At 59.2% G+C, this 14496-nt stretch carries 13 protein-coding genes and 4 tRNA genes; 7 read left to right on the forward strand and 10 right to left on the reverse strand.

Going from position 1 to position 14496, the window contains the following annotated elements; genetic code table 11:
- Positions 1 to 71: 71 nt before the first annotated feature.
- Positions 72 to 2297: a DNA internalization-related competence protein ComEC/Rec2 gene (locus ACX3YF_RS30420; protein ID WP_458974791.1), complete on the reverse strand. Its 2226-nt coding sequence runs from the start codon at positions 2295 to 2297 to the stop codon at positions 72 to 74.
- Between the two features lie 136 nt (positions 2298 to 2433).
- On the opposite strand from ACX3YF_RS30420, the gene ACX3YF_RS30425 reads away from it, so the two are divergent.
- On the forward strand, positions 2434 to 2949 hold the full coding sequence (locus ACX3YF_RS30425; RefSeq protein ID WP_198132801.1) for a DUF2062 domain-containing protein: 516 nt from the start codon (positions 2434 to 2436) through the stop codon (positions 2947 to 2949).
- A 167-nt stretch (positions 2950 to 3116) separates the two neighbouring features.
- Here the strand turns inward: ACX3YF_RS30425 and ACX3YF_RS30430 are convergent, their stop codons facing one another.
- The 4 genes from ACX3YF_RS30430 to ACX3YF_RS30445 form a co-directional block, all read right to left on the reverse strand.
- On the reverse strand, positions 3117 to 3896 hold the full coding sequence (locus tag ACX3YF_RS30430) for an ABC transporter permease (protein WP_103406458.1): 780 nt from the start codon (positions 3894 to 3896) through the stop codon (positions 3117 to 3119).
- Positions 3893 to 4825 (reverse strand): ABC transporter ATP-binding protein, encoded by a 933-nt coding sequence (locus ACX3YF_RS30435; protein WP_103406459.1) that lies wholly within the window; start codon positions 4823 to 4825, stop codon positions 3893 to 3895. The genes ACX3YF_RS30430 and ACX3YF_RS30435 overlap by 4 nt, the downstream gene beginning before the upstream one ends.
- A 133-nt stretch (positions 4826 to 4958) precedes the next feature.
- Positions 4959 to 5582, reverse strand: a complete 624-nt coding sequence (locus ACX3YF_RS30440; protein WP_458974792.1) for a glutathione S-transferase family protein — start codon at positions 5580 to 5582, stop codon at positions 4959 to 4961.
- Positions 5583 to 5625: 43 nt separating this feature from the next.
- Positions 5626 to 6285: a transglutaminase-like domain-containing protein gene (locus ACX3YF_RS30445; protein WP_458974793.1), complete on the reverse strand. Its 660-nt coding sequence runs from the start codon at positions 6283 to 6285 to the stop codon at positions 5626 to 5628.
- A 250-nt stretch (positions 6286 to 6535) separates the two neighbouring features.
- On the opposite strand from ACX3YF_RS30445, the gene ACX3YF_RS30450 reads away from it, so the two are divergent.
- Both ACX3YF_RS30450 and ACX3YF_RS30455 read left to right on the forward strand, forming a co-directional pair.
- Entirely contained in the window at positions 6536 to 8983 is a 2448-nt protein-coding gene (locus ACX3YF_RS30450) for an acyl-CoA dehydrogenase (protein ID WP_458974794.1), read from the forward strand.
- A gap of 84 nt (positions 8984 to 9067) precedes the next feature.
- Positions 9068 to 9475: a PA2817 family protein gene (locus tag ACX3YF_RS30455; RefSeq protein ID WP_047526931.1), complete on the forward strand. Its 408-nt coding sequence runs from the start codon at positions 9068 to 9070 to the stop codon at positions 9473 to 9475.
- Positions 9476 to 9532: 57 nt separating this feature from the next.
- Here the strand turns inward: ACX3YF_RS30455 and ACX3YF_RS30460 are convergent, their stop codons facing one another.
- Positions 9533 to 10531, reverse strand: a complete 999-nt coding sequence (locus tag ACX3YF_RS30460) for a LysR family transcriptional regulator (RefSeq protein ID WP_130206730.1) — start codon at positions 10529 to 10531, stop codon at positions 9533 to 9535.
- A gap of 91 nt (positions 10532 to 10622) precedes the next feature.
- Between ACX3YF_RS30460 and ACX3YF_RS30465 the strand changes: the two genes are divergently transcribed.
- Genes ACX3YF_RS30465 through ACX3YF_RS30475 form a run of 3 tightly spaced genes read left to right on the forward strand, consistent with a single transcriptional unit; the run spans position 10623 to position 12717 of the window.
- Complete coding sequence (locus ACX3YF_RS30465; protein ID WP_130206728.1) at positions 10623 to 11249, forward strand: alanyl-tRNA editing protein; 627 nt, start codon at positions 10623 to 10625, stop codon at positions 11247 to 11249.
- Between the two features lie 57 nt (positions 11250 to 11306).
- Entirely contained in the window at positions 11307 to 12077 is a 771-nt protein-coding gene (locus ACX3YF_RS30470; protein ID WP_130206726.1) for a 2OG-Fe(II) oxygenase, read from the forward strand.
- Between the two features lies 1 nt (position 12078).
- The gene (locus ACX3YF_RS30475; protein WP_130206724.1) at positions 12079 to 12717 is read left to right on the forward strand and encodes a LysE family translocator; all 639 of its coding nucleotides are present in this window, start codon (positions 12079 to 12081) and stop codon (positions 12715 to 12717) included.
- A 116-nt stretch (positions 12718 to 12833) separates the two neighbouring features.
- Here the strand turns inward: ACX3YF_RS30475 and ACX3YF_RS30480 are convergent.
- The 4 genes from ACX3YF_RS30480 to ACX3YF_RS30495 form a co-directional block, all read right to left on the reverse strand.
- Positions 12834 to 12909 (reverse strand) — tRNA-Gly (locus ACX3YF_RS30480).
- 3 nt (positions 12910 to 12912) lie between these two features.
- Positions 12913 to 12988, reverse strand: a tRNA-Glu gene (locus tag ACX3YF_RS30485).
- Between the two features lie 104 nt (positions 12989 to 13092).
- Positions 13093 to 13168 (reverse strand) — tRNA-Gly (locus ACX3YF_RS30490).
- A 2-nt stretch (positions 13169 to 13170) separates the two neighbouring features.
- Positions 13171 to 13246 (reverse strand) — tRNA-Glu (locus ACX3YF_RS30495).
- A 386-nt stretch (positions 13247 to 13632) separates the two neighbouring features.
- On the opposite strand from ACX3YF_RS30495, the gene ACX3YF_RS30500 reads away from it, so the two are divergent.
- On the forward strand, positions 13633 to 14391 hold the full coding sequence (locus tag ACX3YF_RS30500; protein WP_189340389.1) for a tetratricopeptide repeat protein: 759 nt from the start codon (positions 13633 to 13635) through the stop codon (positions 14389 to 14391).
- Positions 14392 to 14496: the final 105 nt, after the last annotated feature.

Here is a 14496-nt window from a genome sequence, read left to right on the forward strand (position 1 = left end):
CACTCTAACATAGGGGGTCGGCGCACCGAAGACCGTGATGTCGCATTCGGTCGGGCGTTCATGACACCCGGTTATTTGGCCAGGGGTGGTGGATCGCGCCAGAAGCGCCGTTCCAGACGCATTGAGCGCGGCGCCTCGAAACGCCCGAGCTGGAGATGAATGGCACCTTGATCCGCACTGTCGTAGATCGCCATGCCGTACTTTTGATAGCGTGCCAGGACGGTCGGGTGTGGATGGCCGAACGAATTGCCCTGGCCACGTGAGATCAGCACCGCGCTGGGCAGCAACCGGTCAAGCAGCGCCATGGAGGACGAACTGCGGCTGCCATGGTGCGGCGATTGCAGCCAATCGGTGGGTATGGCCAACGGACTCTCGAGCAACGCTCGCTCGGCGGCCATATCGATGTCGCCGGTCAGCAGCATTCGCTCACCGCTGGCTTCAATCTGCAACACGCAGGATTTGGGATTACTTTCACGGGCGTGCGCCCATTGCCACAGTTCAAAGTTCACGCCGTCCCAGGTCCATCGCCGACCGCTCTCGCAGCCCGCCGCTTGCCATTCACTCGGCAATTCTGCGGGTTCACCACCGAGTACGTGCTTCACCGGTAGCCCCTGGGCGACTGCCCGCGCCCCGCCGGCATGGGCGTGGCTTATCAGCATCAGGTCAATACCGTCCACGCCCAGCTTGCGTAACGCTGGCAAGACCACGCGCTCGCCGAGATCGTTATCACCGAATCGGGGACCCGCGTCATACAGCAGCGTGTGGTGGCGAGTGCGCACCAGGATCGCCAGGCCTTGGCCGACGTCCAGCTGCCAGATGTCGGCAACGCCTTCCGGTATTTCCGGACGCGGCGGAAAAATCAGCAACAGCAGCAGCGGCCAGCCCAGCGGGCGCAACGGTACGCCTCGCGGCAGCAACAAGAGAAAGGCCCCCAAGGCACCCAGGCCCCAGACCCACAGCGGGATCGCCGCGGGCACCCATGCCGGAACCTGGCCAGCCACCCACGCCAGGCCCCTGAACAACCCATCGATCAAGCCGCCCGCGAGCCACAACAGGCCCTCACCCACATACGGCACCGGCAAAAACAGCGTCCCGAGCAAAGCAGGTGGCAACACCATCAGACTGATCCACGGCACGGCCAGCAAGTTGACCAGCGGTCCACTGAGACTGATCGGCAACCCCAGCACCAGTAAAAGCGGGCCCAGGCCGATGGCGATCAACCATTGCGCGCGCGTCCAGGTTTGCCACCATCGCCACGGTCCCAAACGACCGCTGAAAGTGAAAATCAACACCGCGACCGCCGCAAAGGACAACCAGAATCCCGGTTGCAAACTTGCCAGCGGATCCAGCAATAACACGCCATTGAGCGCGAGCAACAGCGGCCACCAGGCCCCGAGATGACGAAAACGCAGGCGCCATAACAACACCAGACCGATCATCAAACAGGCACGCCGCACCGGCACCTCGAACCCGGCCAACAACCCGTATCCGAGGGCTGCAGCGAATGCCAGACCACAGGCCCAGGGCAACCACGGCAGACGGTTCGGCCACAGGCCATAGCGGGCGAGTCCGGCAATCAACAGATACACCACCCCCGCCAGCAGACCGATGTGCTGCCCGGAAATCACCAATAGATGCACAGTGCCGGTGTCTTGCAACACCTGCCAGTCCTGACGGCTGAGTCCGCCACCATCCCCCAGCACCAACGCCGTCAGAACGCCCGTCCGGCCCTGGGCATCCACGGCCTGCAACCGCTGCCGGATGCCGTCGCGCCAAGCCCCACGCGCCTCGCTCAATAGCTCGCCGTCCTTGACCGTCCCGGTCGCACCGATTCGTTGCGCCAACAGCCAGGCGTCGTAATCAAAGGCATGTGGATTCAGCAGCCCGGCGGGACGTTTCAGCTTGACCGCCACTCGCCAGCGCTCGCCGCTCTTCACTGGTGGTCCGCCATACCAGGCCAGACGCATGAGTGGCGGCACGGTACCGTGGCGCGACCGCGCGTCGGCCAATTCGAAACGCACCACCGCCTCGGTATGCTGCGGCAAACCCACCACCCGCCCTTCGACCCAGCGCGTTTCGCCATCCAGGCGCGATGGCAATCGATCATCCAGCGCCCATTGGGCCTGCAGGCAGGCCCAACTCAAACCGAACAGGAAAAACGCCACTGGATAAGTCCTGAACGGCAGCAGCATCAAACCGATAACCGGCAACAACGTGCATAACCAGACCGGCGGCAATGCCGGTAAAAAACGCAACGCCAGCAGACCCAGCGCCAACGCAACCATCCCTGTGCGCATAAGCTCGTCCTAGAGAGTCCAGCCCCTAGGCATAGCCGGCCCATCGCACCACCGTCGTTATTAATTGTCACAAACTCTGAATGGGCACCTCATAGAATCCAGACATACTTGCCGCCTTAACCGACCGAGAAGCCTTATGCCCCGGCGCTTATTCAAACGCTACATGCCAGACCCGACCAGCATCAGGGAACACAAATCCTTACGCTTTCTCGGCACCCTGCTGCATGACCCGAACCTCTGGCACCTGAATCGGCACTCCGTTGCCAGGGCCATGGCCGTTGGCCTGTTCGCGGCATTCCTGCCGATCCCGTTGCAGATGTTGCTCGCCGCCATGCTCGCCATCATGGTGCGCGGCAATATGCCGATTGCCGTCAGCCTGGTCTGGCTGACCAACCCGATCACCATGCCAGCCGTGTTCTATTGCACTTACCAGGCCGGCGCCTGGCTGATGGACGTTCCTCCCCGCCAATTGCCGGATGCGCTGACCTGGGAATGGATTAGCGGCGAGTTATCGACCTTGTGGCAGCCGTTTTTGCTGGGCTCGGTAGTGACGGGGTTGGCCCTCGGGGCGCTCGCCTATTGCCTGGTGATGATGTATTGGCGCTGGTGGGTGGCGCGGCAATGGAAACGGCGCAAGAAAAGTCGAATGTGAGAAAGCAAAACGGCCTCCGTATGGAGGCCGTTTCTTGCAGGTGTCTGTCATGACGCTATCGCGGGCAAGCCCACTCCCACAGGTTCTTCGGTGTGAATGCGACTTGTGCTACACAACAGGTCCTTGTGGGAGCGGGCTTGCCCGCGATTCAGACGACACACTATCTCTTATGTGCGCATCCCGCGGCCGCTGACCAGCAATCGCGCGCAACCGATATACAGCACGACGGTCGCCACCAGCATGAAGGTAATCGCAATGCTGATGCGGATATCCGACACGCCGAGGATGCCGTAGCGGAACGCATTGACCATGTGCAGCACCGGGTTGGCCAGGGACACGGTCTGCCAGAACGGCGGCAGCAGCGAGATCGAGTAGAACACCCCGCCCAGGTAGGTCAGCGGCGTCAGCACGAAGGTCGGAATGATCGAAATGTCATCGAAATTGCGCGCAAACACCGCGTTGATGAAGCCCAGCAGCGAAAAGATGGTCGCCGTCAGCACCACCACCAGAATGGTCACACCCAGGTGATGTACCTGCAAATCAGTGAAGAACAGCGACAGCAGCGTCACGATGACGCCAACCATCAGGCCACGCAGTACGCCGCCCAGGGTGAAACCAATCAGAATGGTGTGGGGCGAGACCGGCGACACCATCAGTTCTTCAATGGAACGCTGAAACTTGCTGCCGAAGAAACTCGACACCACGTTGCCGTAGGAGTTGGTGATCACCGACATCATGATCAGCCCCGGCACGATGTACTCCATGTAGGTAAAACCACCCATGTCGCCGATCTGCCGGCCGATCAGGTTACCGAAGATCACGAAGTACAGAACCATGGTGATCGCCGGCGGCAGCAGGGTCTGCGGCCAGATCCGGGTAAAACGCCGGACCTCACGGTAGACGATTGTGTTCAGGGCAACGAGGTTGGGCTGCAGCTCGGAACTCATACCGCCACCTTCGACAGATTTTTCTCCACCAGGGACACGAACAACTCCTCGAGGCGATTGGTTTTGTTACGCAGGCTCAGCACTTCGATGTTCTGCTGTGCGAGTTGAGTGAACAACGCAGTGATACCCATGCTCTTGTCGACCTGGACCTCCAGGGTGTGGTCGTCGAGCAACCGTGACGGATAGCCGATCAGCTGCGGTGGCACGCTCAGGCTGTTCTTCAAATCCAGCAGGAAGGTTTCGACGTGCAATTGGCCGAGCAACTGCTTCATGCTGGTGTTTTCGACGATGGTGCCGTGGTCGATGATGCCGATGTTGCGGCACAACTGCTCAGCCTCTTCCAGGTAGTGCGTGGTGAGGATGATGGTGATGCCTTTTTTGTTCAGCTCGGTGAGAAAGGTCCACATCGAGCGACGCAGTTCGATGTCCACGCCGGCAGTCGGTTCGTCGAGGATCAACAGGCGTGGCTCGTGGACCAGCGCCCGGGCAATCATCAGTCGGCGCTTCATGCCGCCGGACAGTGAGCGCGACGGCACATCGCGCTTGTCCCACAGACCGAGCTGGGTCAGATACTGCTCGGCGCGTTCCTTGGCGATTTTCGCCGGAATGCCGTAGTAACCGGCCTGGGTCACGACGATGTCGAAGGTCTTTTCAAACTGGTTGAAGTTGAACTCCTGGGGCACGACGCCGATGGAGCGCTTGAGCCCCGCCGGATCCTTGTCCAGGTCGTGACCGAAAATATTCACCGTGCCGCTGGTCTTGTTCACCAGGGTGGAGAGAATGCCGATGGTCGTGGATTTGCCGGCGCCATTGGGGCCGAGCAAGGCGAAAAAGTCACCTTCGGCGACATCCAGATCGATACCACTCAAGGCCTGGAAACCGTTGCCGTAGGTTTTGGTTAGCTGCCGGATGGACAGAGCGGAACTCATATCGGATTTACGCACCAAGAAGGGAAGAGAGGAGTAAATAGGGGCGGGCGGCGGACAACTCAACCACGACGCACCGGCACAATGGTGCTTGTCGCCGCCACACAAGTACAGTCAAGTGTGTCGATAGTGAGTATTAAGTCAACGCGGTCATCACCGCCCGTTGATAAGCCGGACGCTGTTTGAGCCGTGCGTACCAGGCCTCCAGATGCGGCATGGGCGCACGCTCGATCGGCATTTCGAACCAGGCATAAATGAAACTGCCCAAAGGAATGTCGCCCATGCCGATCTCATCGCCGGACAGGTACGGCCGGGTTGCCAATGCCTGATCGGCCATCGCCAGCAACGCTTCGCATTCCTGGATTGCCGCCTTGATGGCGGGCCAGTCCTGCTGGTCTGCCGGGGTGCGCAGGACGCCCCAGAACACCGTGCGGAACGGTCCGGCAAAACTGGAAGTGGTCCAGTCCATCCACTTGTCGGCCGTTGCGCGGGCTTGCAGGTCGGCCGGGTACCAGGCGCTGCCTTCGGCGTGACGGGCCAACAGGTAACGGACGATGGCATTGGACTCCCACAACACAAAGCCATCGTCTTCAATCACCGGGACGCGGCCGTTGGGGTTCATCGCGCGGTACTCCGGGGTGTCGACGACACCAAAGGCACCGCCGGCATCGATGGCTTCATAGGCCAGGCCCAGCTCTTCGGCGGCCCACAATAGCTTTCTGACATTCGATGAATTTTTCCGACCCCAGATCTTCAGCATGACCGCCTCTCAATGGATGAACGCGCAGGCAGCATACGCCGGTTCAGGCGCGACTCAAATCGCTCTGCATGTCCCCCAGCAGCGCTGGCAGTTGCTCGCCGAACAAGTGCGGATAGCACTGTTCAAGGTGCGCGAAGAAAAACGTTTCGGGCACGTCGGCGAACTGGCCGTGATCAATCAGGTACTCCATCAATTTGTCTCCATCGCGATTGAATGAATGGAAAACACTGTCGTTGATTCCGTCGAATTCCAGCGGCGCGACATTGAACAACTCACACAGACCCTGGTTGAAGGCCGGGGTGGCTTTGACCCAGCGACCGTTCAGGTAAAGCTCGGTGTAGCCATGCATGGCAAACACGTCACTCTTGAGCAATTCGAGCAGACGCGGCGTCGATAAATGATTGCGCACGTCCGCCAGACCGATCCGCGCAGGAATCCCGCAGTGCCGCGCACACCCGGCCAACAGCGTGGCTTTGGGCACGCAATAACTTTCACCGGTGGCCAGTGCATGACTGCCGCGCAAGGTCTGGGGATCACGGCTAAATGTGTAAGGGTTGTAACGCACGGCTTCACGGACGGCGTAATAGAGGTTGATCGCCTGCTCGAGCGGGTCGCGACTGTTGCCACGATGTTTTTCGGCGAACTCCACCACCGAGGGATGGTCACTATCGATGAAGCGGCCGGGACTCAGATACTCGTGCATGAGGGCTATCTCCTGGGGAAGCCCCGAGTCTAGCGAGCGATCAAGCACAAAGATAACGACGTTTCGGCCAAACATGGACGCTATGTCACTCGTTCAATGAACGATTTGTCACGACCTGTCGTTCATCAGGCCTACAAAAACATCCATGGTTTTCCCACGTTTTCAATCACAACGCTCTGCCCCCCCCTGTTTTGCGGATGCCGTCTAAGCTCTGAGGGTTGGCTCGCCCTGGTTTCACGGAGGATTAAATATGCTGCTGTTGTGGATACTGGTTCTGATTGTCGGGATAGCTTATTTGGCCCACCGTCGCATTTCGCCGCTGCCTGCACTGGGCATCGTGGCCGTCTACCTGGTGGCAATGGGCGCTTTGAGCCGTGCACCAGGCTGGCTGCTGCTGATTTTCTGGGTATTGCTCGCGGTCGTGGCGGCCCCCTTGTTGCTGCCCGAGCTGCGTCGCAAATCCTTCAGTGCGCCGCTGTTCAAATGGTTCCAGAAAGCCCTGCCGCCCATGTCTCAAACCGAGCGTGAAGCCATCGAGGCCGGTACGGTGTGGTGGGACGGCGAATTGTTCAGCGGCCGCCCGGACTGGAACAAACTGCTGGCCTATCCCAAAGCGCAGTTGAGCGAAGAAGAACAGGCCTTTATTGACGGCCCGACCAATGAGCTCTGCGCCATGGTCAGTGACTGGGAGCTCGGTCAGACCCTGGATCTGCCGGCCGAAGCCTGGGCCTTCATCAAGGAAAACGGCTTCTTCGCCCTGATCATTCCCAAGGAATTTGGCGGCAAGGGATTCTCGGCCCATGCCCACTCCCAAGTGGCGATGAAACTGGCCTCCCACAGCGGCGACCTCGCTTCCACCGTGATGGTCCCCAACTCCCTCGGTCCGGCCGAACTGTTGCTGCATTACGGCACCGACGAACAACGCAACCATTACTTGCCACGCCTGGCGCGCGGCGAAGAAATCCCCTGTTTTGCCCTGACCGGCCCCCTGGCCGGTTCCGACGCAGGCGGCATGCCCGATACCGGGGTGATCTGCAAAGGCGAATGGGAAGGCAAGGAAACCCTTGGCCTGCGCCTGAATTGGGAAAAGCGCTATATCACACTGGGGCCGGTGGCCACCCTCCTCGGCCTGGCGTTCAAGGCCTACGACCCGGACCATTTATTGGGTGACAAGGAAGACCTGGGCATCAGCCTGGCATTGATACCGACTGATACCGCCGGTGTGGAAATCGGCCGCCGTCACCTGCCGCTCGGCGCGGCGTTCATGAATGGCCCGAACTCCGGCAAGGATGTATTCGTGCCGCTGGAATACCTCATCGGTGGCCAGGAAATGCTCGGCAAGGGCTGGATGATGCTGATGAATTGCCTGTCGGTCGGGCGCTCGATCTCCCTGCCAGCGGTCGGTACCGGCATGGCCAAGTTCACCAGTCTTGTGACGGGCCAATACGCGCGGATTCGCGAGCAGTTCAACGTTCCGATTGCCGCCTTCGAGGGTATCCAGGAAGCCATGGGGCGCATCGCCGGCAACGCCTGGATGATGGACGCGGCGCGAATGCTGACGACCAATGCAGTGGATTTGGGCGAAAAACCGTCCGTGCTGTCGGCCATTCTCAAATATCACCTCACCGAACGCGGTCGCGAGTGCATCACCCACGCCATGGATGTTCATGGCGGCAAGGCAATCATCATGGGGCCAAGGAATTATCTCGGTCGGATCTGGAATGGCGCGCCGATCTGCATCACCGTGGAAGGGGCGAACATTCTCTCGCGCAACCTGATGATCTTCGGCCAGGGCGCGATTCGCTGCCATCCGTTCGTCCTCAAGGAAATGGCGCTCGCCAGCCGCGAAGACAAGGATCAGGCACTGATCGAATTCGACGGCCTGCTGCTCAAGCACATCGGTTTTGCCGTGAGCAACGCCGCCAGCACCCTGGTGCTGAACCTCGGTTTCGGGCATCTGGAACACATGCCCGGCGACAAGCTCAGCCAAGGTTATTTCCGCGCGCTCAACCGTCAGGCCGCTGCGTTCGCGCTGCTGGCCGACCTCAGCATGATGTTGCTGGGCGGTGAGCTGAAACGCCGCGAACGCCTCTCGGCACGACTGGGTGACGTGCTCAGCAACCTGTACCTGGCCAGTGCCGCGCTCAAGCGTTACAGCGACCTCGACTCAGCGGAACACATGACGCCGCTGTTGAGCTGGGCCATGGAGGAAAGCCTGGGCCAGGCTGAACGGGCCATGGATGAATTGTTGAATAACTTCCCGAACAAGGTGCTGGGCTGCCTGCTGCGGGTAATCGTGTTCCCGTTCGGCCGCCGTCACAAAGGGCCATCGGACAAACTCGGTGCCGAAGTGGCAGCGGTGATCGGCCGTGCCAAAGGCGATCCGACCCTGGAAGAGTTGCTCCTGGGTTGCTATCGCCCGCAATCGGCCGACGACCCGGTCGGCGCATTGCAGCACGCCAGCGATCTGTTGAGCGCGGCGCAACCTCTGCAAAAGAAACTGCACACGGCGCTCAAGAGCGGCCAGGTCAAACCGATCGCCGGGGAACACATCATCGATACGGCACTCGAGGCTGGCGTGTTGCAACCCGTGGAGGCTCACACCCTGCGTGAAGCCGAAGCGGCGCGACGCAAGGTGATTGATGTCGATGATTTCGACAAGGACGAGCTGGCGCTGGCCGCAGGGAAGGTCCGCTGATCCAGCAACCCCTCTCTACCCAGTGAAAAAAGGGCGCAGGAGCTTTATACTCCCGCGCCCGTTTTGCTCTTGAGGACTTATCTCGTGTCCAACATCGTTGCCGATCATCTCGTTTTGCTCGACCACTTGCGCAGCATCCTGGTCGCCGTAGGTGAGGCCGACCAGGTTCCCGAAGAAAGCCATGCCTTGTTCCTGGAGCGCTTCGACGAATTGCGTGCGTTGCTGCCGGTCGACCCGATCGAAAGCCAATACCTGGGCCAGGACATTCTGTGTCAGGTGATCACCCGCTACCCGCAAATCGCCCACCTGGTCCCGCGCGACCTGCTGTGGTACTTCGCCGGCGATTGCCTGCATTACATGCCCGACGATGAAATCGACCTGTACCAGGCCCTGGAAGAACGTCGTTTCGAAGCCGAACAGAACGACGAGCCTTTCGACTGGAACCAGGAAAAACAGCTGCTGGCGCTGTCGAATGAGGACAGCAAGCACTGATCCGCGATCAGCAATAAAAAGGCCCGCCCGTTCAACTATGCGGGCCTTTTTAATGCGTTAAAACAAACCGTCACTCTCGGGCAATTCATACTCCGAAACCGCCGTAGTCAGCTTGCCCGGCTTACCGGGTTTGCCCAACGTCGGCTCTTTCTCCATGCACTCCACCAGGTAATCGATCAACACCCGTAGCTTGGGAGGCAGGTAGCGAGTGGGCGAATGCAGCAACCAGGCGCCGCCGTGGTAGGACGCCAGGAAGGTCCAGTCTGGCAGCACTTGCACCATCAACCCCTTCTCCAGGGCACGGCGCGCCGTAAAGTACGGCAGGCTGCCAATACCGATGTGCTGCAAAACGGCGCCAAAACGCACACCCGTGTGGTTGGCGGCGTATCGCCCGCGCACGCCCACGGTGACTGATTTGCTGCCTTTCTTGAACTTCCAGCGCGCATCGCTCGGTGTTTCACCCAGGTAGATGCAGCTGTGGTTGAGCAAATCATGGGGATGAGTCGGCGTCCCGTGTTCAGCCAGATACTGCGGCGTCGCACAAAGCAAATGGTCAATCGTCAGTAACTGCCGCCCCACCAGACCCGCAGGGGGCCGATCGGTGATGCGAATCGCCAGGTCGACGTGATCGTCGATCAAATCCACATGGCGATCCTCAAGCAACAACTCAACATCCACTTTGGGATAGCGGCGCAGAAACTCCGGTATATGCGGGTGAATCACGATACGGCCCACCGCTTTCGGCACACTGAGACGCACCACGCCCTCAGGCTCATCCGTAAACTGACCGCTGATTTCCATCACTGAACGAGCGGCATTGACCATCTCCCGGCAACGCTTGAACACCTCTTCGCCACCGTCGCTCAAACGCAATTTGCGCGTGGTGCGTTGCAGCAAGCGAGTGGCCAGCGCCTTCTCCAGACGCGAAATGCTGCGGCTCACCGCCGAAGGTGAGGAGCCCAATTGCCGGGCCGCCTCGGAGAAGCTGCCGGTCTCGACGACCTTGACGAAAATCGCCATTTCACCGAGCAACGGTAGCGGAAGATTTATGCTCAAAACGCAACAGTCCTTTGATATTTGAACGGATTATCACGTAATTCCAGGCTTCATATAATAAAAAGTGGAAACATTTATACGAGCATTGAATATGACGCTTCGCCTCTTTTTCCACAGGGATGACCTCAAGGCCAATGTGGAAGTCCTGGAATGCACGCCCCACGAGAACGAATTCGCCGTGGTGCTGCGCGCAACGCTGTTTCACCCTCAGGGTGGCGGGCAGCCCTGCGACACCGGATGGATCGGCGAAAGCCAGGTACTGCGCGTGGTTCAGGATCCCGACCGGATCATTCACTTTGTCGACCAACCGATTAAACCTGGCATGACTCCGATCCAGGTGGACGAGCAACGTCGTCAGTTCAATACGCGTATGCATACCGCCGGCCACCTGATCGGCCACTTTGTTCAGGCCATGGGCTGGATGCCGACCAAGGCCCATCATTGGCCAGGCGAAGGGCGTGTGCAGTTCAAACCCGCAGAGTCGGCAAAAGACGTTGATGCCCCCATGGTTCAGCACGGCATCGAACAATGGATCGCCCGCGATCTGCCGCGCCTGACATCGCTACGCGAAGGCGCCCGGGAGATCGGTTTCGGTGAACTGCCCGCCTATGGCTGCGGCGGCACCCACGTACGCAGCCTGAAGGATCTGGGCACAGTCACAATCGCGTCCCTTTCACAGAAGAAAGGGATTCTGTCGGTTCACTACCACGTGGACTGACGCCGGGGCGCCTGTATTCGCAGGCCTCGTTGACTCTCTGATAGATGGACCTAAGACATGATGCTTGACGTCGAGCGTCTCGATGAGGCGTGCATAAAAAAACTGGCCAACGAAGAAGTCCTCGCCATCCGCGTCAAAGGTTGGATAGCACGGCCGCTGGCCATCCAGATCGGTGAAAAGATTCTCGCACCAGGCTTTGAAGGCTATATCAATGCACCGAGCATCGGACGCATCGGCATGGCGTTCTATGAAGCGGAAAACCGGCCGCTGTTGATCGAGGATTACTTTGAGCGGGCCACCCGCAACATCGCAGAGTTGCGCAACCGTTGCGCGCCCTATGCCTGCCCGGTCGACACGCTGCGTTGCATGCTCGATGAATCATGGCCGGCCGGCGCACACCTGGAAAGCCTCTACGGCCGCAAGATGTACGTTGGCCTGTCGCGCGTGGTGAAACCAGACGTGTGCTTTCTGGCCCACCACGACATTTTCGCCAAGGACGCCCCCGACAGCTATCAGGCCAGAAGCCTGGCAGCGCAGTTCGCCTGCAACATTTACCTGAGCATGCCCACTGCGGGTGGCGCGCTGCAGATATGGAACCACGATGTTTCCCCGGAACGGTTCGACGAAATGCGCGGCGACAGCTATGGCATCGACCCAGCGCTTCTGGGCACTCCAACCCTGGAAATTCGCCCCGAGCCCGGGGATTTCATCATGTTCAACTCACGACGCATGCATTCGGTAACACCGGGCGTGGCGGATCCGCGATTGAGCCTTTCATTCTTTGTCGGCTACCGCGGCAATGCTTCCCCCCTGACCTTTTGGAGTTGAAATGTATTCGAACTACCTGGGCGAGTTTCTGGCACTGGCGATGATCCACTTTCTGGCGGTGGTCGCTCCCGGCCCTGACTTCGCCGTGACGATTCGCCAGAGTGTGCGTTTCGGCCGGATGATCGGGATTTGCACGGCATTGGGGATCGGCGCGGGAATTTCAGTGCACGTGCTGTACACCTTGTTGGGCGTCGGCGCGCTGATGCACACCACTCCCTGGCTGTTGACGGTGGCCAAGGTCGTGGGCGGTGCCTACATCCTGTACCTTGGTGTCAGCCTGCTGCGCAGCAAACCGAAAACCGTGGCAGAAGGGAATAATGACGCAGACGAACCGTTCGTCGAGCAAACACTGCTGAGAGCCTTCACCACCGGTTTTCTGACCAACGCCTCAAACCCCAAAGCCACTCTGTTTTTCCTGGCGATTTTTACCACCCTCATCAGCGCCACGACCCCACTGAAGATTCAGGCGCTGTACGGAGTCTGGATGTGTTTCGTAAACGCATTGTGGTTTGTCATCGTTGCACTGTTCTTTTCCAGTGCACGGGTGCGATTGTTGTTCATGCGCATGGGACACTGGTTTGAACGCACCATGGGGGTGGTCCTGATCCTGTTTGCCGGCAGGCTGATTCTGTCGATGTAAAATCCCGACCACGCAAAAAGGCCCGCTCAGTCAGACTGGCGGGCCTTTTTGCTATATCGCAGATAAATCACGCACAAACAAAAACGCCGCTCAATGAGCGGCGTTTTCGTTAAATATGGAGCGGGAAACGAGACTCGAACTCGCGACCCCGACCTTGGCAAGGTCGTGCTCTACCAACTGAGCTATTCCCGCAAATGGCGTCCCCTAGGGGACTCGAACCCCTGTTACCGCCGTGAAAGGGCGGTGTCCTAGGCCACTAGACGAAGGGGACACGCTACCCGGAACACATGGTGTGTGTTTCGGTGCCCAGATCCGCATCCGAAGACTTGGTTCTGGTTTCACTCAGCCCTGCCCGAAAGCAACGCTGTTTAAAATTGGAGCGGGAAACGAGACTCGAACTCGCGACCCCGACCTTGGCAAGGTCGTGCTCTACCAACTGAGCTATTCCCGCATTGGCGTCCCCTAGGGGACTCGAACCCCTGTTACCGCCGTGAAAGGGCGGTGTCCTAGGCCACTAGACGAAGGGGACACGCTACAACATTCACTCCCTGCTTCGTTTCGCTGTGTGCTTTACGCTGCAAGTGGCGCGCATTCTATGGATGGATTGGGAGGTCGTCAACCCCCTGATATAAATTTATTTAAATCAATGACTTCGCCCTGCTTTTCGGCACCAATCCGGATTTTCCGCTGTCCGGTGTTTGGCGCCTATATTCTGACACTCGCCAAGACGCTATAGTCCACGGCATGAATGATGGCAATTTGCTCAGGAGGTGCCAGTATTCATATAAGCAGGGTCTGACCGATACAGGTTGAGCCACGCCGATCCAACTCGTCGAGCGGCCCTAGGAGCTTAAATGCCAAGCCACTAAACTCGGACGCGAACCCTATAAAGAGGTCTTACCGGTGACACCACTCATGATCACCCTGTTCGTCGTAGCAGGGATCGCACTATTGATCGCCATTGGCTACATCAACCATGTGGTGGAAAACAACAAGGTGGAAAGGGCCCGTACCAAGATTGAACTCAATGACCGCCTGCGTCGTTGCGGCGAGATTACCGAGACCTTCCCTGGCCAGTTTATGACACCGGCGCTCAAGCTGCTGTTGACTCGCCTGGAACTGAACGTCTGCCAGCGTCTGCTGAGTCTGGAAAAAACCAGTTCCAATCTCAAGGTGCGGATTGCCGAGCTGGAGGTACTGATGACCTTGGGCGAAGGGATACCGGTCAACAACCCGCCGGCACCGATCCTGACCGAAGCCAAGGCCAAGGACGTGCGTTTCCTGCTCGAAGCCCTGCACGGCCAGATCACCCGCGCGGCGCAGGACGGCTTCCTGCCGCCCACTGAGGCCAAGCGCTGGATCCGCGAGGTGCGCCACATTCTGGTGTTGCTGCACATTGAATTCTTCAACAACCTCGGCCAGCACTCCCTGCAACAGAACCAGCCTGGCCAGGCGCGCCTGGCATTCGAACGCGGCGTGCAATACCTGCGCAAACAGCAGGAACCACAGGTCTATGCCGAACAACTGGAATACCTGGAAAAACTCCTGGCCCGCGCCAACGACCAGGTCATGGACCGCATCGCGCCGGTAGAAGGCGAAGTGAACCAATTGACCGAAGGCCTCAAAGACGTCGAGGCGGATGCGGACTGGAAGAAAAAAGTGATTTACGACTGATCACCGAGTAAACGCAAAAAAGCCACCGTGACAGGTGGCTTTTTTTTGGTTCACGCAATCCTGGGGGAACGCGGATGAGGCAATACCTGTAGGCGCGGGGAAGCG

This window comes from Pseudomonas fluorescens group sp. PF-69, from assembly GCF_054481235.1.

Bases quoted from the DNA above. Each gene is read 5' to 3' on its own strand.
- ACX3YF_RS30420 (WP_458974791.1), bottom strand. From the start codon at position 2,297: ATGCGCACAGGGATGGTTGCGTTGGCGCTGGGTCTGCTGGCGTTGCGT.
- ACX3YF_RS30425 (WP_198132801.1), top strand. From the start codon at position 2,434: ATGCCCCGGCGCTTATTCAAACGCTACATGCCAGACCCGACCAGCATC.
- ACX3YF_RS30430 (WP_103406458.1), bottom strand. From the start codon at position 3,896: ATGAGTTCCGAGCTGCAGCCCAACCTCGTTGCCCTGAACACAATCGTC.
- ACX3YF_RS30435 (WP_103406459.1), bottom strand. From the start codon at position 4,825: ATGAGTTCCGCTCTGTCCATCCGGCAGCTAACCAAAACCTACGGCAAC.
- ACX3YF_RS30440 (WP_458974792.1), bottom strand. From the start codon at position 5,582: ATGCTGAAGATCTGGGGTCGGAAAAATTCATCGAATGTCAGAAAGCTA.
- ACX3YF_RS30445 (WP_458974793.1), bottom strand. From the start codon at position 6,285: ATGCACGAGTATCTGAGTCCCGGCCGCTTCATCGATAGTGACCATCCC.
- ACX3YF_RS30450 (WP_458974794.1), top strand. From the start codon at position 6,536: ATGCTGCTGTTGTGGATACTGGTTCTGATTGTCGGGATAGCTTATTTG.
- ACX3YF_RS30465 (WP_130206728.1), top strand. From the start codon at position 10,623: ATGACGCTTCGCCTCTTTTTCCACAGGGATGACCTCAAGGCCAATGTG.
- ACX3YF_RS30470 (WP_130206726.1), top strand. From the start codon at position 11,307: ATGATGCTTGACGTCGAGCGTCTCGATGAGGCGTGCATAAAAAAACTG.
- ACX3YF_RS30475 (WP_130206724.1), top strand. From the start codon at position 12,079: ATGTATTCGAACTACCTGGGCGAGTTTCTGGCACTGGCGATGATCCAC.
- ACX3YF_RS30500 (WP_189340389.1), top strand. From the start codon at position 13,633: ATGATCACCCTGTTCGTCGTAGCAGGGATCGCACTATTGATCGCCATT.